General features: G+C 44.7%; 18 protein-coding genes and 4 tRNA genes. 13 read left to right on the top strand and 9 right to left on the bottom strand.

The features are described from left to right. The 5 genes from ispG to der all read left to right on the top strand — a co-directional run bounded on the left by ispG (position 1) and on the right by der (position 6,172). On the top strand, positions 1–1,119 hold the full coding sequence (ispG, locus tag BK026_RS08115) for a flavodoxin-dependent (E)-4-hydroxy-3-methylbut-2-enyl-diphosphate synthase (protein WP_071815416.1): 1,119 nt from the start codon (positions 1–3) through the stop codon (positions 1,117–1,119). Positions 1,120–1,201: 82 nt separating this feature from the next. Then, positions 1,202–2,485, top strand: a complete 1,284-nt coding sequence (gene hisS / locus BK026_RS08110; RefSeq protein ID WP_071815415.1) for a histidine--tRNA ligase — start codon at positions 1,202–1,204, stop codon at positions 2,483–2,485. Positions 2,486–2,497: 12 nt separating this feature from the next. Further along, positions 2,498–3,115, top strand: a complete 618-nt coding sequence (locus BK026_RS08105) for a tetratricopeptide repeat protein (RefSeq protein WP_071815414.1) — start codon at positions 2,498–2,500, stop codon at positions 3,113–3,115. Between the two features lie 43 nt (positions 3,116–3,158). Beyond that, the gene (gene bamB / locus BK026_RS08100; protein WP_071815413.1) at positions 3,159–4,418 is read left to right on the top strand and encodes an outer membrane protein assembly factor BamB; all 1,260 of its coding nucleotides are present in this window, start codon (positions 3,159–3,161) and stop codon (positions 4,416–4,418) included. 308 nt (positions 4,419–4,726) lie between these two features. Then, positions 4,727–6,172, top strand: coding sequence for a ribosome biogenesis GTPase Der (gene der / locus BK026_RS08095; RefSeq protein ID WP_071815412.1), 1,446 nt, complete (start codon positions 4,727–4,729; stop codon positions 6,170–6,172). A gap of 543 nt (positions 6,173–6,715) precedes the next feature. Here the strand turns inward: der and BK026_RS08085 are convergent. Together BK026_RS08085 and xseA are read right to left on the bottom strand one after the other, a co-directional pair. After that, positions 6,716–7,777, bottom strand: coding sequence for a hypothetical protein (locus BK026_RS08085; protein WP_143142099.1), 1,062 nt, complete (start codon positions 7,775–7,777; stop codon positions 6,716–6,718). A gap of 132 nt (positions 7,778–7,909) precedes the next feature. Beyond that, on the bottom strand, positions 7,910–9,262 hold the full coding sequence (xseA, locus tag BK026_RS08080; RefSeq protein ID WP_071815410.1) for an exodeoxyribonuclease VII large subunit: 1,353 nt from the start codon (positions 9,260–9,262) through the stop codon (positions 7,910–7,912). Positions 9,263–9,362: 100 nt separating this feature from the next. Here xseA and guaB point away from each other — a divergent pair, with 100 nt between their 5' ends. Both guaB and guaA read left to right on the top strand, forming a co-directional pair. Then, positions 9,363–10,832, top strand: a complete 1,470-nt coding sequence (guaB, locus tag BK026_RS08075; protein ID WP_071815409.1) for an IMP dehydrogenase — start codon at positions 9,363–9,365, stop codon at positions 10,830–10,832. 70 nt (positions 10,833–10,902) lie between these two features. Then, positions 10,903–12,480, top strand: coding sequence for a glutamine-hydrolyzing GMP synthase (gene guaA / locus BK026_RS08070; protein WP_014950157.1), 1,578 nt, complete (start codon positions 10,903–10,905; stop codon positions 12,478–12,480). 443 nt (positions 12,481–12,923) lie between these two features. Here guaA and BK026_RS08065 read toward each other — a convergent pair whose 3' ends face one another. After that, complete coding sequence (locus BK026_RS08065; RefSeq protein ID WP_071815408.1) at positions 12,924–13,682, bottom strand: PEP-CTERM sorting domain-containing protein; 759 nt, start codon at positions 13,680–13,682, stop codon at positions 12,924–12,926. Between the two features lie 678 nt (positions 13,683–14,360). Here BK026_RS08065 and BK026_RS08060 point away from each other — a divergent pair. Continuing rightward, complete coding sequence (locus BK026_RS08060) at positions 14,361–15,983, top strand: methyl-accepting chemotaxis protein (RefSeq protein WP_071815407.1); 1,623 nt, start codon at positions 14,361–14,363, stop codon at positions 15,981–15,983. Positions 15,984–16,092: 109 nt separating this feature from the next. Then, entirely contained in the window at positions 16,093–16,995 is a 903-nt protein-coding gene (locus tag BK026_RS08055) for a histone deacetylase (RefSeq protein WP_071815406.1), read from the top strand. Between the two features lie 72 nt (positions 16,996–17,067). Here BK026_RS08055 and BK026_RS08050 read toward each other — a convergent pair whose 3' ends face one another. The 6 genes from BK026_RS08050 to folD all read right to left on the bottom strand — a co-directional run bounded on the left by BK026_RS08050 (position 17,068) and on the right by folD (position 23,389). Then, complete coding sequence (locus tag BK026_RS08050) at positions 17,068–18,084, bottom strand: phospholipase A (protein ID WP_071815404.1); 1,017 nt, start codon at positions 18,082–18,084, stop codon at positions 17,068–17,070. 28 nt (positions 18,085–18,112) lie between these two features. Continuing rightward, the gene (locus BK026_RS08045) at positions 18,113–18,955 is read right to left on the bottom strand and encodes an MBL fold metallo-hydrolase (protein WP_071815402.1); all 843 of its coding nucleotides are present in this window, start codon (positions 18,953–18,955) and stop codon (positions 18,113–18,115) included. A 36-nt stretch (positions 18,956–18,991) separates the two neighbouring features. Then, entirely contained in the window at positions 18,992–20,710 is a 1,719-nt protein-coding gene (locus tag BK026_RS08040) for a proline--tRNA ligase (protein WP_071815400.1), read from the bottom strand. 182 nt (positions 20,711–20,892) lie between these two features. Beyond that, positions 20,893–21,612 (bottom strand): tRNA (N6-threonylcarbamoyladenosine(37)-N6)-methyltransferase TrmO, encoded by a 720-nt coding sequence (gene tsaA / locus BK026_RS08035; RefSeq protein WP_071815398.1) that lies wholly within the window; start codon positions 21,610–21,612, stop codon positions 20,893–20,895. 237 nt (positions 21,613–21,849) lie between these two features. Continuing rightward, complete coding sequence (locus tag BK026_RS08030; protein WP_071815397.1) at positions 21,850–22,428, bottom strand: DUF1415 domain-containing protein; 579 nt, start codon at positions 22,426–22,428, stop codon at positions 21,850–21,852. A gap of 106 nt (positions 22,429–22,534) precedes the next feature. Beyond that, complete coding sequence (folD, locus tag BK026_RS08025; protein ID WP_071815395.1) at positions 22,535–23,389, bottom strand: bifunctional methylenetetrahydrofolate dehydrogenase/methenyltetrahydrofolate cyclohydrolase FolD; 855 nt, start codon at positions 23,387–23,389, stop codon at positions 22,535–22,537. A gap of 544 nt (positions 23,390–23,933) precedes the next feature. On the opposite strand from folD, the gene BK026_RS08015 reads away from it, so the two are divergent. From BK026_RS08015 to BK026_RS08000, 4 genes are all read left to right on the top strand, one after another. Continuing rightward, a tRNA-Pro gene (locus tag BK026_RS08015) sits at positions 23,934–24,010 on the top strand. A gap of 23 nt (positions 24,011–24,033) precedes the next feature. Next, positions 24,034–24,110: transfer RNA gene (locus BK026_RS08010), tRNA-Arg, on the top strand. Between the two features lie 90 nt (positions 24,111–24,200). Beyond that, positions 24,201–24,276: transfer RNA gene (locus BK026_RS08005), tRNA-His, on the top strand. Positions 24,277–24,365: 89 nt separating this feature from the next. Further along, positions 24,366–24,442 (top strand) — tRNA-Pro (locus BK026_RS08000). Positions 24,443–24,483 lie beyond the last annotated feature (41 nt).

The raw sequence follows: 24,483 nt of genomic DNA, 5'->3' as shown, positions 1-24,483 counted from the left end.
ATGTTTGCAGAAAGTCCCATTAAACGCAGAAAGTCTACGCGTATTAATGTAGGTAACGTTCCTATTGGTGATGGTGCCCCCATTGCTGTTCAGTCTATGACAAACACCCGCACAACTGACGTGGCGGCGACTGTTGATCAAATCAATCGCATCGTTGCTGTGGGCGGTGAGATTGTTCGTGTGTCGGTTCCTACCATGGAAGCGGCAGAAGCTTTTAAAGAAATAAAAAAACAGGTGAGCGTGCCGTTAGTGGCTGACATTCACTTTGACTACCGCATTGCCTTGAAGGTGGCAGAATACGGTGTGGATTGTCTGCGCATTAACCCTGGAAATATTGGTAATATGGAGCGAGTTCGTTCTGTCGTTGATTGCGCAAAAGATAAAAATATCCCTATCCGGATTGGTGTCAATGGTGGCTCATTAGAAAAAGACTTACAAGAAAAGTATGGTGAACCAACGCCGCAAGCGCTTGTTGAATCGGCTATGCGACATGTCGATATTTTGGATAAACTCAATTTTGACCAGTTTAAAGTTAGCGTCAAAGCGTCGGATGTTTTTCTTGCCGTTGGTGCATATCGACTTCTTGCAAAAGAAATTGATCAACCGCTTCATCTTGGCATTACTGAAGCTGGTGGACAGCGCGCTGGTGCGGTGAAAAGTGCCGTAGGCCTTGGTATGCTCTTGGCAGAAGGGATTGGCGACACGCTGCGTGTTTCGTTGGCAGCCGATCCAGTAGAGGAGATCAAAGTAGGCTTTGATATCTTAAAGTCACTGCGTATTCGTTCACGAGGCATTAATTTTATAGCCTGCCCTAGTTGTTCAAGACAGGAATTCGACGTTATCGGAACGGTGAATGCGCTAGAGCAGCGTTTAGAAGATATTCTTACCCCGATGGATGTGTCTATCATCGGTTGCGTGGTTAATGGGCCAGGTGAGGCAGAAGTGTCTGATTTAGGCCTGACTGGTGCGCGCAACATGAGCGGCCTGTACGAAGACGGCAAACGCGTTAAAGAGCGCCTTCCAAACGATGATCTCGTCGATAAGCTGGAAGCCAAAATTCGCGCCAAGGCTTCACGCATGAGTGAGCAAAACAAAATTCAGGTGTCAGTGAAAGACTAAGAATATTTTTGTTCATTGTTGTTTATTCCCAAAGCCCCTATAATGCGGGGCTTTTCACTATTTAGCAGTATGAGAATTTCACGTGGCTAAGACTATTCAGGCAATTCGAGGCATGAATGACTGCCTACCGGAGATTTCCGGTACATGGCAGAAGGTAGAATCTGTACTTCGTCAAACAGTGGCGAGTTACGGTTACCAAGAAATACGTACCCCCATCGTTGAAAGCACCGACTTATTTAAGCGCTCTATCGGTGAAGTGACCGATATCGTAGAAAAAGAGATGTATACCTTCGAAGATAGAAATGGCGACAGCTTGACGCTTCGTCCTGAAGGTACAGCAAGCTGCGTGCGTGCAGGCAACGAGCATGGTTTATTATATAACCAGCAGCAGCGCCTTTGGTACATGGGACCAATGTTCCGCCATGAACGTCCGCAAAAAGGACGTTATCGCCAGTTCCACCAGTTTGGTGTAGAAACATACGGTATGGACGGACCTGACATTGATCTGGAAGTCATTCTTCTTAGTGCTCGTTTTTGGAAAGCGTTTGGTATTGAACAGCATGTAAAGCTGCAAATTAATACATTAGGTTCGAATGAAGCACGTGCGGCTTATCGCGATATGCTTGTAGCATTCCTTAAAGAACGTGCACACCAGCTTGATGAAGATTCTTTACGTCGACTCGAAACAAACCCTCTTCGCGTACTTGATTCAAAGAACCCTGATGTACAGGCGGCGATTGCCGATGCGCCAGCGCTAATCGATCATCTTGACGAAGAGTCTAAAGTCCATTTTGAAACCCTATGCGCACGTTTAACGCAAGCGGGTATACCATTTGAGATAAACCCTCGCTTAGTTCGTGGGCTTGATTATTATAACCGTACGGTTTTTGAGTGGGTTACGGAAAGTTTAGGTGCACAAGGTACGGTATGTGCTGGTGGTCGTTACGACGGCTTAGTAGAGCAACTTGGTGGCAAAGCAACGCCGGCGGTTGGCTTTGCTATGGGCATAGAACGTTTGGTACTGTTGCTCACGACGCTGACAGAAGAAGGTCAGGATACTAGCTTTGCAGATGTTTACGTAACAGCGATGGGTGATGAGTCGCAGTCTTATGCTATTGAAGTAGCAGAGCATCTTCGTAATTCCCTTCCAAAAGCACGTATTATGATGCACTGTGGCGGCGGCAATTTTAAGAAACAACTTAAGCGTGCTGACAAAACAGGTGCTAGTTTGGCGTTGCTTTTAGGTAATGACGAAATGCAGTCTCGCGAAGTCGGTGTTAAACCACTGCGCGATGGTCAAGAACAGGTTACAGTCAGCTTTGATGCCTTATCTGATAAGGTTGCAGAGATGCTGGGCGCAAAATAAAAAGAGGACACCATGGAACAGTTCGCAACAGAAGAACAACAAGTAGAAGCGATTAAGCGCTTTTGGAAAGAGCATGGCACTGCCATTATCGTCGGCGCTGCGCTAGGTCTAGGAGGCCTTTGGGGCTGGCGGTATTATTCTGAAACACAGATGCAAAGCAAAGAGGCTGCATCAGTCGCCTATCAGAGTGCAGTCGAAACGTTTGGTAACGAAGGCAGTGACGCAAAAATTACTGCATTTATAGAAGAGAACCAAGATAGCGGTTATGCCAGCATTGCGCGTTTACTTGCCGCAAAGCAATCAGTAGACGCTGGCGATTTAGACGCTGCGGCATCACACTTAAACAGTGTTGTTACTTTTGCTGACAACGACGAATTAAAATCGTTGGCCTCGCTGCGATTAGCGCGTGTACAAATTGAAATGAACCAGCTTGATGCTGCGTTGTCTACCCTTGGCAATGTGGCTAACGACGCATTTTCTGCCGAGGTTTCAGAGCTTAAAGGCGATGTATATGTAAAGCAGGAGAAATTTGACGACGCACGTTCAGCCTATTCAAATGCACTAGAAAAAAATGCTAACAATCCGCTTTTGGAAATGAAGTTAGACAACCTTTCTGTCGCAGCGCAGTAATCGCAAGCCTAAAGGCAGTACAAAGAATAAAGAGGTACGCAATTTGTTTCACGATACGTGTGGCCGTAAAGGTCGTTTCGCTCGCACACTGGGTATGGCATTTGCCGTCTCGTTAACGCTTTCTGGCTGCTCTACCGTCACAGACTGGTTTGCAGATGAAGAAGAATTAGAAATACGAAGATTAAAACCAATCGATGAAAAGTTTTCACTAGATATCAATTGGGAACGTGACATCGGTGATGGTGTTGACCATTATTTTTCTCGTCTTCGTCCGGTTTATGCCTACGGCAAGTTGTTTGCGGCTGATAGGCATGGAGTGGTAGTTGCTATGGAACCTTCAACAGGCAATGTACTGTGGGAAAAAGACTTCGCGACCTTTAAGAACGAAGGCATGCTCAGTCCGGTGACTAAACTCTGGCGCAAAGGTGAAACAGCGCGAATCGGTGGTATTTCTGTCGCTGAAAAACGCGTTTTTATCGGGACCGAAAACGGCTATGTTGCCGCGCTTGATATCGATACTGGCGAACTTCTTTGGGATGCCACCGTTCCTGGAGAAATCTTAGCTGCTCCGGCGGTCGATGCTGGTATTTTGGTTGTTAATACTGGCGCGAGCAGTTTATTTGGATTTAGTACTCGCACGGGTGAGCAGTTGTGGCGTCACGAGGGTGATACTCCTCCGCTAACGTTGCGCGGTATTTCAGGCCCAATCGCTTCTAACGGTGGGGTAATAGTTGGTACGGCAACGGGTAAAGTTCAAGTTAATCTAATCGAAACTGGCGTACTTGCATGGGAGACCGTCGTAGCGACGCCATCGGGTGCAACAGAACTTGAGCGTATTGTTGATATAGATACAACGCCTGTATTATTCGGCGGCACTATTTATACGGTGTCGTACAACGGCACATTAGCTGCGGTTGAGCTCAGAACTGGGCGTGTAGTGTGGAAACGTGAATACGCTTCATACCGAAACCTTTCGGTCGATGGTAATAACATTTTTGTCGTTGACAACAAGTCGAATGTTTATGCGCTAGACAGAAGAAACGGTGTTGAATTGTGGTCTCAAGGTGCGTTGAAGCAGCGCTCGCTTACGTCAGCAACCCCCGTTGGCGATTATATAGTTGTGGGAGACAACTGGGGCTTTATGCATTGGATAGAGCAAGAGACAGGCCAAATTGTGGCTAGAATAGACATCGGCGGTGACGATGAGGACGATGCTATCTTTGCAGCTCCGTTAAAAGTTGATGACGCGGTTATTGCGGTTACCCGTAATGGTGTGATTGCGTCTGTTCGTGCGCCTAACTAACTTGTGCACGGCTACAGCTAACTAAATTTACGATAACGGCAATGCAGTCCAAACGCTGTGTTGCCGTTGTTTATGTTCAAAGATGCAAATGCTCCTGTAACCCACCGCTTTGCTTGATGTCATCGTTAACGTTCACGTGTGTTTCCGTTGGTTGGTATTAAACCGCTGACGAGATATAATAAAACCATTCACAAAAGCTGCTATTCAAATCGAATGTGATTTTGGCGTTGTTACTCGCTTTGTAATGCCGTAAGTCAGTTTAAGCCAGCTTGCTGCTTTTTAGCTTCATGACCTTTAGGATCTGATAAATGTTACCCGTTGTTGCTTTGGTTGGTCGTCCAAATGTTGGAAAATCAACCTTGTTTAATCGTCTTACCAATACGCGAGACGCCCTAGTTGCCGATTACCCGGGCCTAACGCGAGATCGCAAATATGGCCAGGCAAAATTTGATAGTCGTCAGTTTATTGTTGTAGATACAGGTGGTATCACTGGTGATGAAGAAGGCATTGATGCCGAAATGGCACAACAGTCTTTGCTTGCAATTGAAGAGGCTGATGTTGTTCTATTTCTAGTTGATGCTAGAGCTGGCATGTTGCCTGCCGACCAGGGGATCGCCGATCACCTAAGGCGCATCAATAAAAAGGTATTTGTTGTCGCCAATAAAGTCGACGGTATCGACGGCGACAGCGAGAGTGCTGAATTTTACTCGCTAGGCCTTGGTGAGATTAAGCAGATTGCGGCTGCTCATGGGCGAGGCGTCAGTCAGCTATTGCAAGACGCACTTAAGCCTCTGGAGTCAGACTTTCCTGACATGGAAATTGTCGATGAAGCTTCTGAAGAAGAAGAAGACGCTGAAACGCAGCGTCAACGATTACAGAATTTACCAATAAAGCTGGCCATTGTGGGTAAACCTAACGTTGGTAAGTCTACGCTAACTAACCGCATTCTTGGTGAAGAGCGTGTAGTTGTGTTTGATATGCCAGGGACGACTCGTGACAGCGTTTATATTCCAATGGAAAGGGATGAACGAGAATATATTCTTATTGACACCGCGGGTGTAAGAAAGCGTAAAAAAATAAGCGAAGCAGTCGAAAAATTCTCTATTGTGAAAACCCTTCAGGCCATTGAAGAGGCAAACGTTGTGTTGCTCGTCATTGATGCAAGAGAAGGTATAACTGATCAAGATTTGAGCTTGTTAGGTTTTGTGCTTAATTCAGGCCGTTCGCTTGTGGTGGCGGTGAATAAATGGGATGGGTTAAGTACTGACGTTAAAGACGACATAAAACGCGAACTAGACCGTCGATTAGGCTTTATAGACTTTGCACGAATTCACTTTATTTCGGCACTCCATGGTTCGGGTGTGGGTAACCTATTTGAATCTGTGCAAGAAGCGTATTTAAGTGCGACCAAACGAGTTAACACAGCGTTACTTACCCAGATAATGGAAATGGCGCAGGATGACCACCAACCACCGTTGGTGCGCGGACGTCGCGTTAAAATGAAGTACGCACACGCGGGAGGATACAATCCGCCAGTTATTGTTATTCACGGTAATCAAGTAGATGATTTGCCAAGCTCTTACAAACGTTTCTTGATGAACTACTTTAGAAAAGCGCTTGAAATTATGGGCACTCCAATCAAGATTGAATTTAGGGAAGGAAACAATCCATTTGAGGGTAAGAAAAACAATTTAACCCTTGCACAGCAGCGAAAGAGGCGCCGGATGATGTCCTTTTACAAGGACAAAAAATAAAGCGGTAAAATAGAGATGCTAGCTTTCAATTTGGGAGGTGGCGTCTCTTGTTTCTTTATTCAAATACAACGCGTTAAGTTACCGTATCAGTCATAATTTCATTTCACGAGAATATTTTTCTTTCTCCCACTATCTTCGCTCAGTCAAGGTGACGCTCTACCGCCACTATGACAAGCAATGTTGAATGCATGCCTTTTCGAGGGGCGGTTTTAAATGTCGCTGAGTGGGGAATGCCCTATGCGGACTGGTATTAAGTCTCGCCTAGTGATTATTTTTTATTCAGGTCGGTGTGATGGAACTGATCTTGCTTATTTCACTGTTAGGAAAGTTACCTCCAACGTATGGGAGACAAAGTGTCAGTCGAAAAATTATTTGATACCACGTCAGAACTGCAAAAAAATCAGATGTACAATTGGTTTGATAAATACAAACCGAGAGAACAGCAAAAGGTTTATATTCTAAACTGTGAGCCACAGGAAAAAACGCGGTTGAGAACACCGCTGGTTAGACGACGTTCTCTGAAGGAAGTCTAGTGCTGACGGCCTAGAGTAACTCACGGATTTTTTTCATCATTGCAGACTCCTGCGGCACTTCAACGTTAACGATAAGTTCATTGACGATGGTGTCTGAAAAATCAGGAGGAAAAGTTGTCGATATTTTTACAATTTTATCTTGTTGTTTAAATACATAAGTTGTCGCGAAAATGGTTGGCGAAGTTTCTGACGCTGCGCTAAGTCCCAACCGCCATCCGGAAATCTTGTTGTTAACAGTGTACGGTGAGGCGGGGCTAACTTGCGACAAGGTTAAGTTTTGTAACGCTGCATTAGCAGATGCCTTTTGTAAATCGCTCTTTAACTGATTCGGCAGTAGTTCGGCTTCTTTCAAGGAAAGTGGCGCTATAAAAGGATAAACAATTACATCAATAAGTGCGTCTTCAAATTCTGAATGTGTGTAGCGCGTGATTACGCCGCTAAATGGGTCGGCAAAAAGTTGTGTGTCCAATTTGGTGAAATCACCAATGGTTTCAGGAACCTGTAGCCCTAGGTCATAATTACTTGCTTCAAGCGCGTCAAACAAAAACTGGCTAGTAAATATTCTTGCTTGGTTTACATGCTCAAGCCAACGAGAAACCAACAGAAATGCTTCATTTTTAGTGTTTTGATTTCCTCTTTGTTCGCTATCGTTAATTAGTGCGTCGATATCAAACGTTGACGAGTCAATTTCAATGCCACGCCATTGCAGCGTAAACTCTGCGAACTGCTTTGCATGTCGCTGATACTTATTTGGCGACACACCGACGTTAGCAATTAGTAGCTCATAATCAGTTCCCTCACCGTTAGGTATAAGGTCATAAAACTGACCAGAGTTGCTCAATTCTTTGATGAAACTGTCGGGAGAAATAGCATCTTCCATGCATATTTCTGCAGTGTTTTTTAGTGCTTGCTCTTGTTGAGGGAGGGCTTGTTGTGCACTACATGAATTCAGCAAACGCTCGCTAGGGTAGGTTGAGAAAACGGATACACCTTGATGAACAGCAGACGCCTCAACCTGATTAGCAAAACTCACTAACGCATAAAAGAACAGACAAGAGATTGGCTTTGACATCTTGTCAAAAACGCTATCAGTAAATGCGCGAGCCCACCCCTTAACATGGTAAATACCCTTAACATGGCAAATACCCTTAACATGGTAAATAGATGTACTCTGTGATTTAACGGGCATAATGCAGATGGCTACCTATTGGCGCTGAATGGATGTCACAGTACTGGTAATCTCACCGTCAGTCACTCGAGATTTTATCTCATCACCCACGTTCAGTTTATCAACACTATTAATGGCTTTATCGTTGGTAAATGTGATGCTGTAACCTCGAGCTAACGTAGAAAGCGGGCTTACCGATTGTAAGAGGCTAACCTTGTTACCAAGTTCATTTTTTTTACTTCTTATCAGTGTATTTACACTGGATAAAAGCTTGGTGCTAGCATAGTTCAGCCTGTCTTTCGCCCGAGTCACGTTTGCAGATGGCGACTTTTGATTTAATCTGTATTCGAGTGTATGCAGTTGCTTTTCTGCTTTTGCTAAATCACTTTGAATTTTATGCGTTAAACGAAGCTGCAGTCTGTCTAAGGTTTGCCATTGCGACTGAATACGGCTTTGTGGATGTAATGCATTTAAACGTTGTTTCTTTAAAGTGAGCTGCTGCTTGCTGGTTTGAATATACTGATGTATTGCCCGTGCTAAGCGCTGTTTTTGCTGCCCCAAGGTTTGATAAAGCGCTGTCGAATCCTGACTTAAGATTTCTGCAGCTGCAGATGGGGTAGGGGCGCGAACATCAGCGACGAAATCGCTTATTGTAAAATCGACTTCATGGCCTACAGCGCTTACTATAGGCAGCGCACTTGCAGCGACTTCTCTCGCCAACCCTTCATCGTTAAAACACCATAAATCTTCTAGTGAACCACCGCCTCTTGTGATTAATAGAACGTCGACTTCGGCGCGCATGTTAGCCGTTCTTAATGCATTAATAAGCTGTAAAGGTGCGGTATCACCCTGAACCATTGATGGATACACGATGATTTCAGTTTGTGGACTCCTGCGCTTTAGTACGCTCAATACGTCGTGAAGTGCTGCACCGCTTGATGAGGTTATTACGCCAATGCGGTTAATGCGCTCAGGTAACGGGCGTTTGTTTGCGGCGTCGAACAAGCCCTCATTATTAAGTTTGAACTTCAGCGCTTCGAACGCTTGCTTAAGCGCACCTTCGCCATCGCTTTCCATGTGTTCGACAACCAGTTGATAGTCGCCGCGTGCTTCGTAAAGGCCAACCGACGCTCGCACTAAAATTTTGTCGCCTTCTTTAGGGCGAATGCGAACATTGCGGTTTGACCCCTTGAACATGGCCGCGCGGACTTGGGCTTTGTTGTCTTTCAGTGTGAAATACCAATGCCCTGATGCGGCTGCCACAAAGTTGGATATTTCAGCCGATAGCCAAATAAGGCCAATCTCGCCTTCCAATACGGTTCTGGCTAAGCGATTTAGCTTGGTAACTGTTAAAATTTGTCGAGACGTAGATGGCGAATTTGTAAACATAAAAAAAATCACTGGGTTTAATACATTTAGAGTTTACCTGAAAACTAAAAAACACTACAATTGCGCCGCAATTAACCCTCAACTGAATAGGTGTTGTTGCATGCTACGTATCATCCAAGAAGCCCTGACGTTCGACGATGTGTTGCTGGTTCCCGGCCACTCGACCGTCCTTCCTCATACTGCAAACTTACAAACGCGTCTTACACGCGGCGTAACGCTAAATATTCCAATGGTGTCTGCTGCTATGGACACGGTTTCTGAAGCCCGTCTAGCTATCGCGCTAGCGCAAGAGGGTGGTATTGGTTTCATTCATAAAAACATGAAGCCCGAGGAGCAAGCTAAACACGTACGTGAAGTTAAAAAATACGAAAGTGGTGTGGTATCCGACCCGGTAACGGTTGAAGAGAATGCGACCATTGGTGAAGTTATCGCGCTTTCTAAGCGTTTAGGTTACTCAGGTTTCCCGGTGACTGACAAAGATAATAACCTAATTGGTATTGTGACAGGCCGCGATCTGCGCTTTGAAAAGCGCTTAAACCTGCCTATTAGCAACGTGATGACCGGTAAGGATGATCTGGTTACCGTAAAAGAAGGTGCAAGCTCTGATGTGGTGTTAGACCTTATGCACGAACACCGCATTGAGAAAATTCTTGTTGTTGACGATGCGTTCAAGCTTACAGGCCTTATCACCGTTAAAGACTTCCAAAAAGCAGAAAACAAACCAAACGCATGTAAAGATTCGCTTGGCCGCCTTCGCGTTGGCGCTGCGGTAAGCGTTGGTCCTGGTACTGACGAACGTATCGCATTACTTGTAGATGCGGGCGTTGACGTTTTACTTATCGATACCTCTCACGGTCACTCACAAGGCGTTATCGACCGCGTGAAAAAAGTACGTGCTGACTATCCTGATGTTCAAATTATTGCGGGCAACGTAGCCACGGGCGACGGCGCGAAAGCACTTGCCGATGCCGGCGTAGATGCTGTTAAAGTGGGTATTGGTCCTGGTTCAATTTGTACTACCCGTATCGTAACCGGTTGCGGTGTACCGCAAATTACTGCGGTATCAGATGCCGTAGAAGCATTAAAAGATACAGACATACCTGTTATTGCTGACGGCGGTATTCGTTTCTCTGGTGACATCGCCAAGGCATTGGCTGCTGGCGCAAGCTGCGTCATGGTTGGCAGCATGCTAGCGGGTACCGAAGAAGCGCCAGGGGAAGTTGAACTTTTCCAAGGTCGTTATTACAAGTCATATCGCGGCATGGGCTCGCTAGGCGCGATGGATCAAAGCCATGGTTCGTCAGACCGCTATTTCCAAGACTCTGATAGCGCAGAAAAACTCGTACCAGAAGGTATTGAAGGTCGCGTGGCGTACAAAGGGCCAATTGCTAATATTATCCACCAGCAAATGGGCGGCTTGCGCTCAGCCATGGGCTTAACTGGCTGTGCTACCATTGAAGAGCTCAATACCAAGGCACAATTTGTGCGCGTAACCTCAGCCGGCATGGGTGAGAGTCACGTTCACGATGTAAGCATTACCAAAGAAGCGCCAAACTACCGTTTAGGTTAAGGCGACCGACGACTGCGAGGCTGGTACTACACCAGCCTTTGTTCTTTTATTTAACGGGTAAAAATAAAACATGACCACAAATATCCACGACCAACGCATACTTATTTTGGATTTTGGCTCGCAATACACGCAGTTGATAGCACGTCGTGTTCGCGAAATTGGCGTTTACTGTGAGCTTTGGGCTTGGGATGTGACCGAAGAGCAAATTCGCGAATTTAATCCACAAGGGATTATTCTGTCGGGCGGCCCAGAGTCAGTAACCGAAGAAGGCTCGCCACGCGCGCCCGAGTACGTATTTGAAGCTGGCGTGCCAGTACTAGGCGTGTGCTATGGCATGCAAACCATGGCACAACAGCTAGGTGGCGGTGTACTGGGTTCTGACAAGCGTGAGTTTGGTTATGCGCAAGTAGAAGTGATTAAGCCAAGCCCGCTGCTAGATAAAATTGAAGATGCCATAGGTGATAACGGCGCGGCGCTGCTTGACGTATGGATGAGCCACGGCGATAAAGTGGCTGCTATTCCTGAAGGTTTTGAAACCATCGCGCAAACTGCTTCATGCCCACACGCTGCAATGTATAACGCAGAAAAGCAATTTTACGGCGTGCAGTTCCACCCTGAAGTGACGCATACTCGCCAAGGCATGCGTTTATTAACTCACTTTGTGATGGACATCTGTAAGTGTGAAAAGCTGTGGACAGCTGGCGCTATTATTGACGATGCCATTGAGCGCATAAAAGAGAAAGTGGGTGATGAAGAAGTCATCCTTGGCCTTTCAGGCGGCGTAGATTCTTCAGTAACAGCAATGCTGCTTCACCGCGCAATCGGCGACAAACTTACCTGTGTGTTTGTGGACAATGGCCTGCTTCGTTTAAATGAAGCTGATCAGGTTATGGAAATGTTTGGTGACCACTTTGGCCTAAACATTATCCGTGTAGACGCTGAAGAGCGTTTCCTTGATCGCTTAAAAGGCATTGAAGATCCTGAGCTTAAACGTAAAGCTATTGGTAATGAGTTCGTTCGTGTATTTGACGAAGAAGCGGGTAAGCGTGAAAACGCGAAGTGGTTAGCGCAAGGTACTATTTACCCAGACGTTATTGAGTCAGCGGGTTCTGCAACGGGTAAAGCGCACGTAATCAAATCGCACCATAACGTGGGTGGTCTTCCAGAAGATATGGAGCTAGGTCTTGTTGAACCACTGCGTGAACTCTTTAAAGACGAAGTACGCAAAATCGGCCTTGAGCTAGGTTTACCGTACGACATGCTTTACCGTCACCCATTCCCTGGTCCTGGTCTAGGTGTTCGTGTACTTGGTGAAATTAAGAAAGAATATTGCGACTTACTGCGTCGTGCTGACGCTATCTTCATTGAAGAGTTATATGCAGCTGACCTATACCAAAAAGTAAGCCAAGCGTTTACCGTATTCCTTCCAGTGCGCTCAGTAGGCGTAATGGGTGATGCGCGTAAATACGACTGGGTTGTAAGTCTTCGTGCAGTTGAAACCATCGACTTTATGACGGCTCACTGGGCACATTTGCCTTACGACTTCCTAGGTAAAGTGTCGAATCGCATTATCAACGAAATCGACGGCATTAGCCGCGTGGTTTACGATATTTCTGGAAAGCCGCCTGCTACGATAGAGTGGGAATAGTGGGATAATTTGAAGTATTTAAAAAAGCTGGCTATTTTGGTCAGCTTTCTTCCAAATACTTACAAGAGCTTAGTTGATAAGGCTTCTCGCAGTGCTTCAACGTTAAGAATAATTTTTGCTGTTGGGAACATTGAGTACATCTCCGTCCTAAGCCTAGGCCAAGTAGTTTTACAAATCTAAGTCTATGTTTACATTCTTAATGTCTTCAGGTCTTGGGCGGTGGCATTGTTGATGAATAATCTGATATTTTACTAATCTTTTTAAAATAGTTGACTAGGCGAGTTTGGAAGAGAAATCTTTGTTTAAGGCGTAGATCGATTGTTTAATACTCTAATACGCCAATTACAGTCCCCTATAGTACCAAAGAGCTAGCTTTGGTGTTGTAATAGTACATTAGAAGATGACTCGGTGAGCCGTCTTCTAATATCTTAACCAAATAGCTACTAGCCAAGGTTTCGCTTGCGGCGTGCTGCCATACCCATCAAGCCCATTGCAAGAAGCGCTAGTACTGTGGGCTCTGGAACGTCAGTGACAACATCAATGTCTTTAGCTTGTCCAAAGCGAATGTTGTCGATAGCAAAGCCAGCAGGTTCTGCCCCTACTAAGTCAAGAAAAACACCAGCAATGGTTGCCGTGCCATCAGAGACTGCCAGCCCCAAAAATTCAATACCTGTTACGGTATTCGATACAGAACCTATTAAATTTCCAGAACGGTCGAAGGCTGTTATCGCAGTCGAGCCAACTGAATCGAAAAATCCACCTTCAAAACCAACACCGACCTGATCAGTACTGAATAGTACAGCAATTCCACCATTAAAAGATGGGGTTCCACTCAAGACTGGAGATGTAGGATTTGCTCCATCATTGACAATTCGAGTATCAGGAGATGAAGTATCCAAAGATAAAGGCCCTGATGGTGAACCTACGATACAAGCTGATGCAACAGCACCTGGACAGTCAACACCAGGGGTTGTGCTCAAACCTTGTCCAGTAAACCAGCCATCAAACGACACATTAGGAGCAGTGACTGCACCACCGTAATCGCTGGGAGTGTAAAACGGATTTATTGTGCCTAAAGTGAACTCAGAAAACGTGATCAATCCAGAACCAGAATTGAAATCTGTTTCAGATAACTTAATGATAGAAGCGTTACAATAACAAGCAGCAACACTAATTAAGAAGCCTATTAGTAGTTTTTTCATTTAATTTTTCGGTCCCTGTAAAAAGTTGTGGAGATGAAGTATAACCAGCAATGCTGATTAAGCTGAATCACGGTTGTTTAACAAGTTTAGTGCCAACTTATAAATTATTGTTTGTAAATGAGAAAATAGGTATGTTGATGTGGTGTGTAAATTATTTTGACGTAAAGGTGTGAACAAATTTAAGAACGTTTTTTAAAAACGGCTCTTATTCAACTCTCAAAAACTATTGTGTCATATCTAAAAAGATCAACGTTAAGATACTTCGTCATATATGGCTTATCGCTACTGATTCCTTTTGCTTTTTGATTAAAGAACAATGTGTTATGCCAAGAACTAGAACAGAATTACAATTTTACCGAAGTCGTGATATTAATTCTGAAAAAAATTCTCCAATAGGAAAAAGCGCTGTAGATACAGTTTCAGTGTGTCTTTAATTACCTATGCTAAATCGATCTAATTTACTACAATGTCAATTAAGCTCTACACAATCGGAAAAATTAGAAATTCGTATAGCTTTTAAGCATATTCGTCTCTAAGATGCTTGTTGCGTAGAAAAATTCATACGTATTATACACTGTATACAGTTATAAAAATTCATACCAAATTTGTAACCATACCGTCATAAAAATATCATTTAATGGCGACGTCCTTCTTTAAATTTATACTAAAGGTTAAGCCGTGTTCAATTACACAAGCATCAGCCGTTTGGTGATGACGCCTGTTCTCGCCAGCTTTTTAATTCTTGTACTATTAAACGGTGCCTCAATTCTAAAGTCTTTCTCGTTACTTAATTCGTTCGATGAGTTAGAGCACACCCTTGTTCAGTCTGAACGGGATGTTAATACCACGCTAAGTACATTCAAAACCCAGGTTCAAGAGTGGAAAAATGTACTGCTGCGTGGTCACAAAGAAGAAGACAGAGAAAAATACTGGGAGCGATTTCAACAGCGGGAAGCCGACATCACCCGCCAGTTTGACCTGATGCTATCAAGTAATGTGGTGAGTGAAAGCGTGAAGGCTGATATTAGGAAATTTCAAAAAGCGCATGCTGTTATGGCAGAAAGATACCGCGAAGGGTACAACGCATTTGTAAACTCTGGATTTGACCCAAAAATCGGCGATAGCTTTGTGCGCGGTATTGATAGAGAGCCTGCCAAGCTTCTTACAGGTATAGCAGAGGAAATTGCCGCAGATTCAGCAAGTGCAATAGCTGATCTTAAAAGCAATACGCGGACTATGCTCTGGATAATTATTCTGGCAGCCATTGCATTGTCTGTACTTTCAGTCGTGTATGTTATTGCTCGTTTGCGCTCGCAGGTCATTAAGCCAACTAAACAGGTTGCAGCGTGTATATCCAACTTAGCTAACAGCCATTACGACTATGACTTAACTTATTCCAGTGAACATGAGTTGGGTATGCTGGCAGATTCTGCCCGTGCGCTGCAACTAAAATTGAAAGATTCGGTTGCGCAGCTTCAACAGGCAGAACGAGAAATGGAAAAAGCATTTGGCACCCTCGGCAACGTCAGCCAATCCATTATGGAGGGCGCTGATGGACAGCGTGATGCGTCACGCTCACTTGATAGCAGCACAGATAAACTAAAGGAGATTGTCCAGAATTTAGTGGCTATCACTGATCAGGTTGCCGTAGCCACAAATAATTCTGAAAAAAACGTGGCGAGTTGTTATGCCACGTTTGAAAGCGCCAACGCAGGTTTTAAACAGCTAGCTAAAACGGTAACAGAATCAAGTAATATCGTATCAGAACTGCAAAGCCGCAGTACCAATATTCTAAAGGTGGTAAATGTAATCAACGAAATAGCTGACCAAACAAACTTGTTAGCTTTAAATGCCGCAATTGAAGCCGCTAGGGCAGGCGAGCATGGACGTGGTTTTGCGGTAGTAGCCGATGAAGTTCGGGCTCTTGCGGCTAAAACACAACAGTCGACAAAAGAAATTAACGATATCTTAAGCAGCTTTGAGGCAGAAGCGAAAGGCGCAGTTGCGGCAATGTCTTCCGGCAAGCAGTTATCCGATACCAACGCGGCTGAAGCTGCAACAGCGCTTGAAACACTCAATAACGTGGTAAGGGATATCCAAGAAACGGCCAGCGTAGTTGTGGCGCTCAACGAGGCGGCAGATGAACAAGAGGCTGTGCTCCACCAAGTGGAAACAATAATTAGCAACGTGGTGACATCATCTGAAAAGTATCATCAACTTGCACAACGTGACGATATGTCACGCTCTATGAAAAGTATGTCAGAAAACGTTGAAAAGGTGGTGAACAGTTTGACCCGCTAAGTGGCCTTTGTCAGTATTAGTACTAAAAGGGGCGTGCACAAACTATGGTTACGCCTCTTTAGTTGTTTCTTTTACAGATTCATGCGCCCATAAACTAGTACTGACAATAATGACAACACCACTCGTATTCCACCCTATTTATAGCCAGTTAGATCTTCCCGAGCGACACCGATTTCCCATTGAGAAGTATGTAGGTATTCGTGATGAATTGTTAAATCGTGGTGTGGAAGCATCGCGTTTTGTTACTCCATCACCGGTTGATCTTTCTTTTCTCACTGCCTATTACGATCCGGACTATGTTGATGCACTAAGTGCTGGCGCATTAGATAAGAAAGCCATGCGCCGCATAGGCTTTCCCTGGTCGCAGCAGCTGATTGAGCGTACCCGTACTGCCGTTGCAGGAACCTGTTTAACAGCCAACCTAGCCTTAGAGCATGGAAAAGCATTGAATTTAACGGGCGGGTATCATCACGCGTTTGCTGATTTTGGCTCGGGTTTTTGCTTGTTCAATGACTTGTACTTGGCGGCCAAAACCATGCAGCAAACCCCATCTATCGAAAATGTGCTCATTGTCGATTTAGACGTACATCAGGGGGATGGTACCGCTAAGCTTGCCGAAAGCGATCGCGATATCTTTACCTTATCAATCCATGGAGAAAAAAACTTTCCATACAGAAAGCAGAACTCAGACATTGATATCGGGCTTGCTAAGGGGACAGAAGATGATGAGTATTTAACTACGCTTGAAGAGGCGCTGACATTAGCCTTAAGACAGTTTCAGCCCGACGCTATTATTTATGATGCGGGTGTTGATGTGCATAAGAACGACGACCTAGGGCACTTGCATATATCTACCCACGGTGTATATGAAAGAGACAAGCGAGTTTTTGCTTTAGCCGAGCGTCTTGGCGTTCCAATTGCTGCGGTAATTGGTGGAGGCTATCAAAGAGATATTGCTGCGCTGGTGGACGTGCATATTCAGCTTTATCGCGCTGCCGGCGTTATTGAATGATGAATAAAAAAATGGGCGCTAACATGTGGTAGCGCCCACGCTATGTGGCTCTCGAATCGATATAAACTGGGCTTATAAAAACAACAGCTGAAAGCCAATTCCAATCCGTTCTTGTGAACGGTTGTAGTCGATCAACGAATCGCCGTAACCATTGAAGTACTGAAGCAATAGCTCATACCTGTCAGAAATAGGGTAGGTGAGATCGAGCTGTATACTGCCTCGGTTCTCATTAAAATCGAGGTTGTTTCTTAACAGCGCCAACATTTTAAACGCGCCAATCTTTCGCCCATATCCAAATTCCATGCGGCCGTAATAATCTTGTATATCTGGGTTATCATCGCCTGTAGGATCAAGCGGATCCTCTTTTTCGTCTTCAGGAATGCGATACCAGGTTTTTAAGTAGTAGATATCGTCATTGTCGCTAAATACGATAGAGGCAAAAAGCCGGTTCCAACTTCTAGAGCGCAATCCGCTCTGCCCATTTGACATGTGATTAAAGCCAAATTGAAATGTATTAAACTTATAGCCTAACACCGAGTAGTCAGCTGTTTCTTGCCAAAAAATCTCAGGTTCATAATTTGTTTCACGAAACGGTTTTGAGGCTTCACTATTATAAAGTTGCCAAAAAGAAGTAAGCGTAAACCCAAAATAGATACCGTCAAAACCAGTGTCTTCTAAGTACAAAGGCAGTTTAGCACTTACTTGGAATTTGGCTTCTTTGTTATCTACGTTCTCTTCTGTAAGTTCCTCATTCCCAAAGGTGTTGGGGTTGGAAACGTAAGTGATAGGCAGTAAGTAGTTTTGTCTGTGCTGTGTTATGGCAAACACATTGTCGAGGGCCTCTTTGTCTCCCTCTAAGCGGTCATCAAGCGCACTCTCTGTTGTTGTATCGCGTTTGATGATGTCGATAACTTCAATGCCTTCTTCTTCCTCTTCACCCATAGCCTCTTTATCTGAAGACTGTTCTTCCTGTTGCTTATTTTCAACAGTTTGAGGAGTAGGTGGCGTTTCAGGGGGAATTTCTTGAGCACACACAGTCGCGCAAGCAGCAAAAGCTGCCCAATATATAAAGGGTTTAAACACTAACACCTTTAGTTCTCCATTAATTTTGGGGGACTTAACTAAACTCCAGAGTTTGGCCTTCAGATGAGGCAAACACGTGTAGATTAGACTCTGCCGCGGTGACAAATTGATTACAATGCTCGACGACCATATCTATATCGTCATCGGTACGTTCTGGATCATGACTGTAAAGCGCTAATTTTTTAGCTTTGCATGCCATGCCTAGTTTTACCGCCTCTTCAGCAATAGAGTGACCCCATCCGTTTTTTGCTGGCATATCCGATTGCATGTATTGCGCATCATGGATAAGAAGGTCCACCGAGTCTGCAAAGTTAACAAAATCGTGAAAGTCGGTTTCTTTTTTGTAGGGAGGGTAAAGCTCGTTATCTGTAATGTAGGCAATTTTGGCACCGTCTGCATTAATGAGGTAAGCGCTGCCTTTGCCAGGGTGGTTCATCGGCAGTCTTGTAACGGTTGCGCCACCGACAGTAAAGGTATCTTTATCGTCTGGTATATCGATTAAACGGATATTGGCTTTGAGCGCGTCACGAGGGACTGGAAATAATGAGCCTTCCATTTGTCGCAGTATTTGATCTGGCTCTGTAAGTGTTGTTTGTCCGGGGTAAATATTGATATCACGATTTTCTTGATATATCGGAACAAAGAATGGAAAGCCTTGAATATGGTCCCAATGATTGTGGCTTAAAAGAAGGTGGATAGGTTGAGACTTTTTGCTCAGTTGTTCACCAAGAAGTCGTATGCCCGTGCCTGAGTCGAGGACGATATCAGTACCGTCCTTCAACTCGATATGAACGCATGCAGTGTTGCCACCATAGCGAATATACTCCGCTCCCGGGGTTGGTATTGACCCTCGTACTCCATAAAATGTTAACCGCATACGTCCTCTTGTAATTTTTAAGGGCAAGAGCCGTTACTAAAGTGCGGCAACAAAATCCTTTGCTGCATTCAAATCTAACAACTGCTTCTCGCCAGTACGTCTATTTTTATATTCAACTTGTTGATTATCTAGGTTTCTTTCGCCAATGACAATGCTATGAGGTATACCAATTAACTCCATATCATTAAACATTACACCTGGACGCTCTTTCCTATCATCAAACAATACTTCTACGCCGAGTGCAACGAGTTCTTGATACAAGTTCTCTGCGGCTTCTTTAATTCGATGAGATTTATGCATGTTCATCGGAATAAGCGCAATTTTGAATGGTGCAATTGGATCGGGCCATTTTATGCCGAACTTATCATGGTTTTGCTCAATAGCTGCCGCAACAATTCTAGACACACCAATGCCGTAACAACCCATTGTAAGGGTTTGGTGTTTACCTGACTCGCTTAATACACCACAGTTCATGGCTTCTGAGTACTTGCTACCCAGCTGGAAAATATGTCCCACCTCAATGCCGCGCTTAATATCAAGAGTGCCTTTCCCATCCGGTGACGCATCGCCGGCGACAACGTTGCGAATATCAACACCGCTGGTATCTTCAGGCCAGTTTGAATTTACGTTTACTTTACCGCCAACCCCAGCGCCGGTGGTAAAATCAGCAAGGGCCGCTGCACTGGCGTCAACAAATGCAGGTATAGATAGGCTGGTTGCATCTGCAAATAACGGTGAAACGCCAAGCACTTCTTTTGCCTGCTCAAACGAGGCTTCTACCAGAGGGCTTGCAACGCCATTCAGTTTCTCGGCTTTGACATCATTAAGCTCATGATCGGCGCGAAGTACAAGCGCGACCCAGCTGTCAGAAGCGATCTCTTCACCCTTACTGTCTGTTTCATTAGCTGCTTTTACCACGATCACTTTAACAGCGTTCGTCGCATCAGCGTCCACGCTATTTAAAATCGCGTTGAAATCTTTGCCTTTGGCATCTTTGGTCTCAACTGCTGCGCCTGACGCAATAGCCCGTTTAGGCGCTACTGCCTCAGCCATTTCAACGTTGGCCGCATAATCACTCTCACTCGAGAAAGCAATGTCATCTTCACCTGATGCAGCAAGTACGTGGAACTCGTGAGAATGATTACCACCAATAGAACCTGAATCGGCAATTACCGCTCTGAAGTCTAAGCCTAAACGCGTGAATATAGCGCAATAAGCGTCATACATTTTTTGATACGTTTCTTCTAAACAGCTATCGTCTAAGTGAAAGCTATACGCATCTTTCATCGTAAATTCACGACCGCGCATAATGCCGAAACGAGGACGTACTTCGTCGCGGAATTTAGTTTGAATTTGGTACAGGTTAAGTGGAAGCTGCTTGTAGCTGCTAATTTCATTACGCACAAGCGCTGTAATTACTTCTTCGTGTGTTGGGCCTAGTACGAAATCACGCTGGTGACGGTCTTTTATACGAAGTAACTCTGGGCCATATTCTTCCCAACGTCCGGATTCTTCCCACAGATCCGCAGGCTGAACAACGGGCATCAGCACTTCAATCGCGCCTGCTTTGTTCATTTCTTCACGAACAATATTGGCTACTTTATTAAGTACACGAAGACCTGAGGGCAACCAGGTGTATAGACCCGAGGCAAGCTTTCTGATCATACCAGCTCTTAGCATAAGCTGGTGGCTGATAACCTCTGCATCTGCAGGTGTTTCTTTCTGCGTGGCAAGCAAATATTGACTAGTGCGCATGTAAAGCAGGTTTCCTGTTATAAATATATTTTTGACGGTGGTGTGATGACTCTCTGTAACGAACTATTTGCTAAGCAGTAATGTTGCGAATTGCCGTTACTAACTGTAAAGCGCCACACGTTTTGCGGTATTCTAAATAACTGTGAGCCATTACGCTACTTACTGTTTAATGAATAGTGTATTTATCCTAAATGAACGAGGTCAGTTACTTTAACAACGGCATCCGTTATTTGAAAACCTACATCTATGTCGTATAACGTCACACGGTATGTCTTGTCATCGTTATCGAGCTTTTGTTTATAAGCGGGGCGAGGGTCTTGTGACAACACAGCAGTTACCAAGGCAGAAAAATCGCGGTGCTTTTTCTCTATTTCAGCAAGCGTCTGCTGAATTGTTTCTGAGAATAAAACATCGCGATTGGGAATGGGCTTTATACTATCTAGGTTGTCGCTAGCGCTTGGTACACTGTCTGCGTAGGCGATATAGGGTTTAATATCGATAAGTGGTGTGCCGTTGACTAAATCTACCCCTTCAACCACTAATTTTGTCTGCCCATTACTGCTAACCACGCCTTTGTTTTTCACCACAGACATGCCGATCCCGTTAGGGCGGTGGGTACTACGACTTGCCAATACGCCCATAGTTGAATTGCCACCTAGGCGAGGGGCCTTTACCGTATTTTTCCAACCGCGTTCAATATTCTGGTGAAAGATAAAGAGCAGCCAAAGGTGGCTGTAATTTTCTATTCCTTTTAGCATATTAATGTCATTAAAGCCTTCTTTAAACGTGATCACACCTTGTGCGTTAGCTAAGTTGGGCTGCCGTGGAATAGCAAATTTTTGCTTGAAAGGCGTAGCGATGCTTGCAATAGCTTCAAGTGAAAATAATTGGGGCGTATTCACGTTTTCGCCTTTAAATAAACAGGAACGTATATTGTTGTCATAATACTCTCACAATTAAAGAATAATATAGCGCTTCGAGTGAAAGCTTGAGCCAAGTAAACATCCTGCTTATTACGGGAGCGTGTCAACTTGGTTTCCCTGGAGTAATCCAATACTTTGGGCCTGCTTTGGTCTCGTGTCTGGTCTTTATTCAGTGCTAAAACTTTTACATTGTTGAAAAGGGATTTTTCACGAGCTTTATCGAGCGGGCTTATCTTTTTTAATCGCGTTTAACACACCCTCAAAATAAGGGCAGCCTAGTGCTTGTGCTTTTTCAATATTATGACTGAATATTTTTTCAGCATCTTCTTCTTTCTTCATATAGCGCGTAATATCTGCCTCGCGAATTAAATGCAAAAGTGGGTAAGGTGAACGATTGGTATAGTTTTCAGCATCGTCTACGTTGCTTCCATCGAACACATACTCAGGATGAAAACTAGCAAGTTGGTACGTGCCACTGAACCCCCAGTCGTGTAGCATTCTATCACTAATAGCTAATACATCGAGATACTCGCTGAAATCAACGGCAGTTGAGTGCGTCAGAACAATGAGCGTTGTGGCGGTTGAGTTGTGCTCTTCTAAATGCCGTAACTCATCGTAAAGCGATTGCAAGATATGTCCTGCGTCACCTGTAACCGCCACGCACCGAATCTGGTTGGGGGTTCTGACATAGCGTGCAAAGGGGCAGAAGTTGTGTTTTATCACAATATCATCGACCCACTTAAGCGTTGCATCAATAACGTGCTGTTCGCACAACGGAGAGGTTGGTTCTGTCATAAACGGTGTTGGTCAGTTCAAGTCTGTGTGCAAAAAGATTGGGAGTATAAAGCAAAAAGGCAGAAATTTAATTTCTGCCTTTGCGACTATATTGAACATTTGCGCTTTAAGAGTGATATTTTACGTACGCTTCTAATGTGTTTTCTATCAAGCTTGCTACGGTCATGGGGCCCACGCCGCCTGGTACCGGTGTTATCCAGCCAGCGCGCTCTTTCGCTTTTTCGAAATCAACATCGCCCACCAATGAACCATCGTTCAGGCGGTTAATACCCACATCAATAACAATTGCCCCCTGCTTTACCCAGTCGCCAGGGATAAAGTTCGGTTTACCTACAGCGACAACCAGTAAGTCGGCACGTTGCACATGGCTTTTCAGGTCTTGCGTAAACTTATGACAGGTAGTAACGGTGCAGCCTGCTAAAAGTAGTTCAAGGCTCATGGGGCGTCCAACAATGTTGGATGCGCCGACAATAACTGCGTCTAACCCTTTCACTGGTCGCTTAGTCGACTCAATCATGGTCATAATACCCTTTGGGGTACAGGGGCGTAGAGCCGGGATCCGTTGGGCAAGGCGACCAATGTTGTATGGATGAAATCCATCTACATCTTTATGTGGCTGAATGCGCTCTAATACTTTTTCCGCATTTAAACCAGCGGGTAAAGGAAGCTGGACCAGTATTCCATCTATTTCTGGGTCATCGTTTAATTGATCCACTAGCTCGAGCAATGTTTCTTCAGTCGTGTCTGACGGAAGATCAAAAGAGCGAGACAAAAAGCCCACTTCCTCGCATGCTTTTCGTTTGTTAGAAACATAAACTTGAGAAGCGGCATCGCTTCCTACTAAAACGACAGCAAGGCCAGGCTTACGCTTGTTGGCTTGTGTGAGTGAGTCTACGTAAGAAGTAACGTGTTGGCGAACTTGTTTGGCAATTAATTTGCCGTCAATAAGATGGGCGGTCATAGTCTTGTTCAGTTCTTATATGGTTGGTTGGTCAACAAGTGGTCGTATTGTTTCATAAAAACGACATCAGCGACTAGTGTAATTTAACAATCAACAACTTTTAGTAGGGAGCATGCTTATTACTCTCAATGAGATGAAAACGCATTTAGCCAACCTCATAGCTCAGCGTTTATTTGTGATTCATGAAAAACTTGTCGCTCAACGTTGTGAGAGTGCTGCACGTCATAAGTGCGCCCATGCCGAAATTTCAAACAGTTCACTGTAAAGGTGTGCGGCTAAATTCAATACGCTCTATGCTCAACGTAAAAAAGATTTGGTTTTGTCGTTCTGTGTATTCTCTTTATCAATCTACTTTAATAGAGCTAAAACAGAATGATATTGTTGGTTTAATCGCCGCATTGCTCAAAAAAACGCGATAATGTGCGCTTTATGAGCGGTTGGAAAATTTATTTAAAAAAGTGTTTGACGAGGTGGGGTCATGTCAGTAATATTCGCACCCCGTAACGGCACAGAGACAAAACATCTCGAAAGCCGCTACATCTGTCGGTGAGTGGCGCAGCTTGGTAGCGCACTTGTTTTGGGTACAAGGGGTCGCAGGTTCAAATCCTGTCTCACCGACCACTTTTGCAGTGAAGATTCGTCGAGCGCCCGTAGCTCAGCTGGATAGAGCAACGGCCTTCTAAGCCGTGGGTCGCAGGTTCGAATCCTGCCGGGCGCGCCATGCGGGTCAGGTAGGTCCTGACAAGGATGGCAGAATTTTCGAGTTTACATGTTTTACAATTCACATGTAAACTATGCATACACCTCAGTGGTGGGCGTAGCTCAGTTGGTAGAGCCCCGGATTGTGATTCCGGTTGTCGTGGGTTCAAGTCCCATCGTCCACCCCACTTTTGCTTCACGCCGTGAGAGTTCAAGTCTCTCCTTCCGCACCATATTTTCAAGGCTTTTATTAAGCCTGGTTCTGATACATCTTTGTCGGTGAGTGGCGCAGCTTGGTAGCGCACTTGTTTTGGGTACAAGGGGTCGCAGGTTCAAATCCTGTCTCACCGACCATTATTCTTCATATTGCACATCACATTTGCTACATGATAAGG

Origin of the sequence: Alteromonas sp. V450, from assembly GCF_001885075.1 — a bacterium.
Lineage (GTDB): Bacteria > Pseudomonadota > Gammaproteobacteria > Enterobacterales > Alteromonadaceae > Alteromonas.
Note: the sequence above shows the minus strand (reverse complement) of the source record. Positions and strands in the feature narration are given on the sequence as shown.

Excerpts from the sequence above, each read along its gene's own strand:
- ispG (WP_071815416.1), top strand. The coding sequence starts at position 1 with ATGTTTGCAGAAAGTCCCATTAAACGCAGAAAGTCTACGCGTATTAAT.
- BK026_RS08105 (WP_071815414.1), top strand. The coding sequence starts at position 2,498 with ATGGAACAGTTCGCAACAGAAGAACAACAAGTAGAAGCGATTAAGCGC.
- der (WP_071815412.1), top strand. The coding sequence starts at position 4,727 with ATGTTACCCGTTGTTGCTTTGGTTGGTCGTCCAAATGTTGGAAAATCA.
- BK026_RS08085 (WP_143142099.1), bottom strand. The coding sequence starts at position 7,777 with ATGTCAAAGCCAATCTCTTGTCTGTTCTTTTATGCGTTAGTGAGTTTT.
- xseA (WP_071815410.1), bottom strand. The coding sequence starts at position 9,262 with ATGTTTACAAATTCGCCATCTACGTCTCGACAAATTTTAACAGTTACC.
- guaB (WP_071815409.1), top strand. The coding sequence starts at position 9,363 with ATGCTACGTATCATCCAAGAAGCCCTGACGTTCGACGATGTGTTGCTG.
- guaA (WP_014950157.1), top strand. The coding sequence starts at position 10,903 with ATGACCACAAATATCCACGACCAACGCATACTTATTTTGGATTTTGGC.
- BK026_RS08065 (WP_071815408.1), bottom strand. The coding sequence starts at position 13,682 with ATGAAAAAACTACTAATAGGCTTCTTAATTAGTGTTGCTGCTTGTTAT.
- BK026_RS08055 (WP_071815406.1), top strand. The coding sequence starts at position 16,093 with ATGACAACACCACTCGTATTCCACCCTATTTATAGCCAGTTAGATCTT.
- BK026_RS08045 (WP_071815402.1), bottom strand. The coding sequence starts at position 18,955 with ATGCGGTTAACATTTTATGGAGTACGAGGGTCAATACCAACCCCGGGA.
- BK026_RS08040 (WP_071815400.1), bottom strand. The coding sequence starts at position 20,710 with ATGCGCACTAGTCAATATTTGCTTGCCACGCAGAAAGAAACACCTGCA.
- BK026_RS08030 (WP_071815397.1), bottom strand. The coding sequence starts at position 22,428 with ATGACAGAACCAACCTCTCCGTTGTGCGAACAGCACGTTATTGATGCA.
- folD (WP_071815395.1), bottom strand. The coding sequence starts at position 23,389 with ATGACCGCCCATCTTATTGACGGCAAATTAATTGCCAAACAAGTTCGC.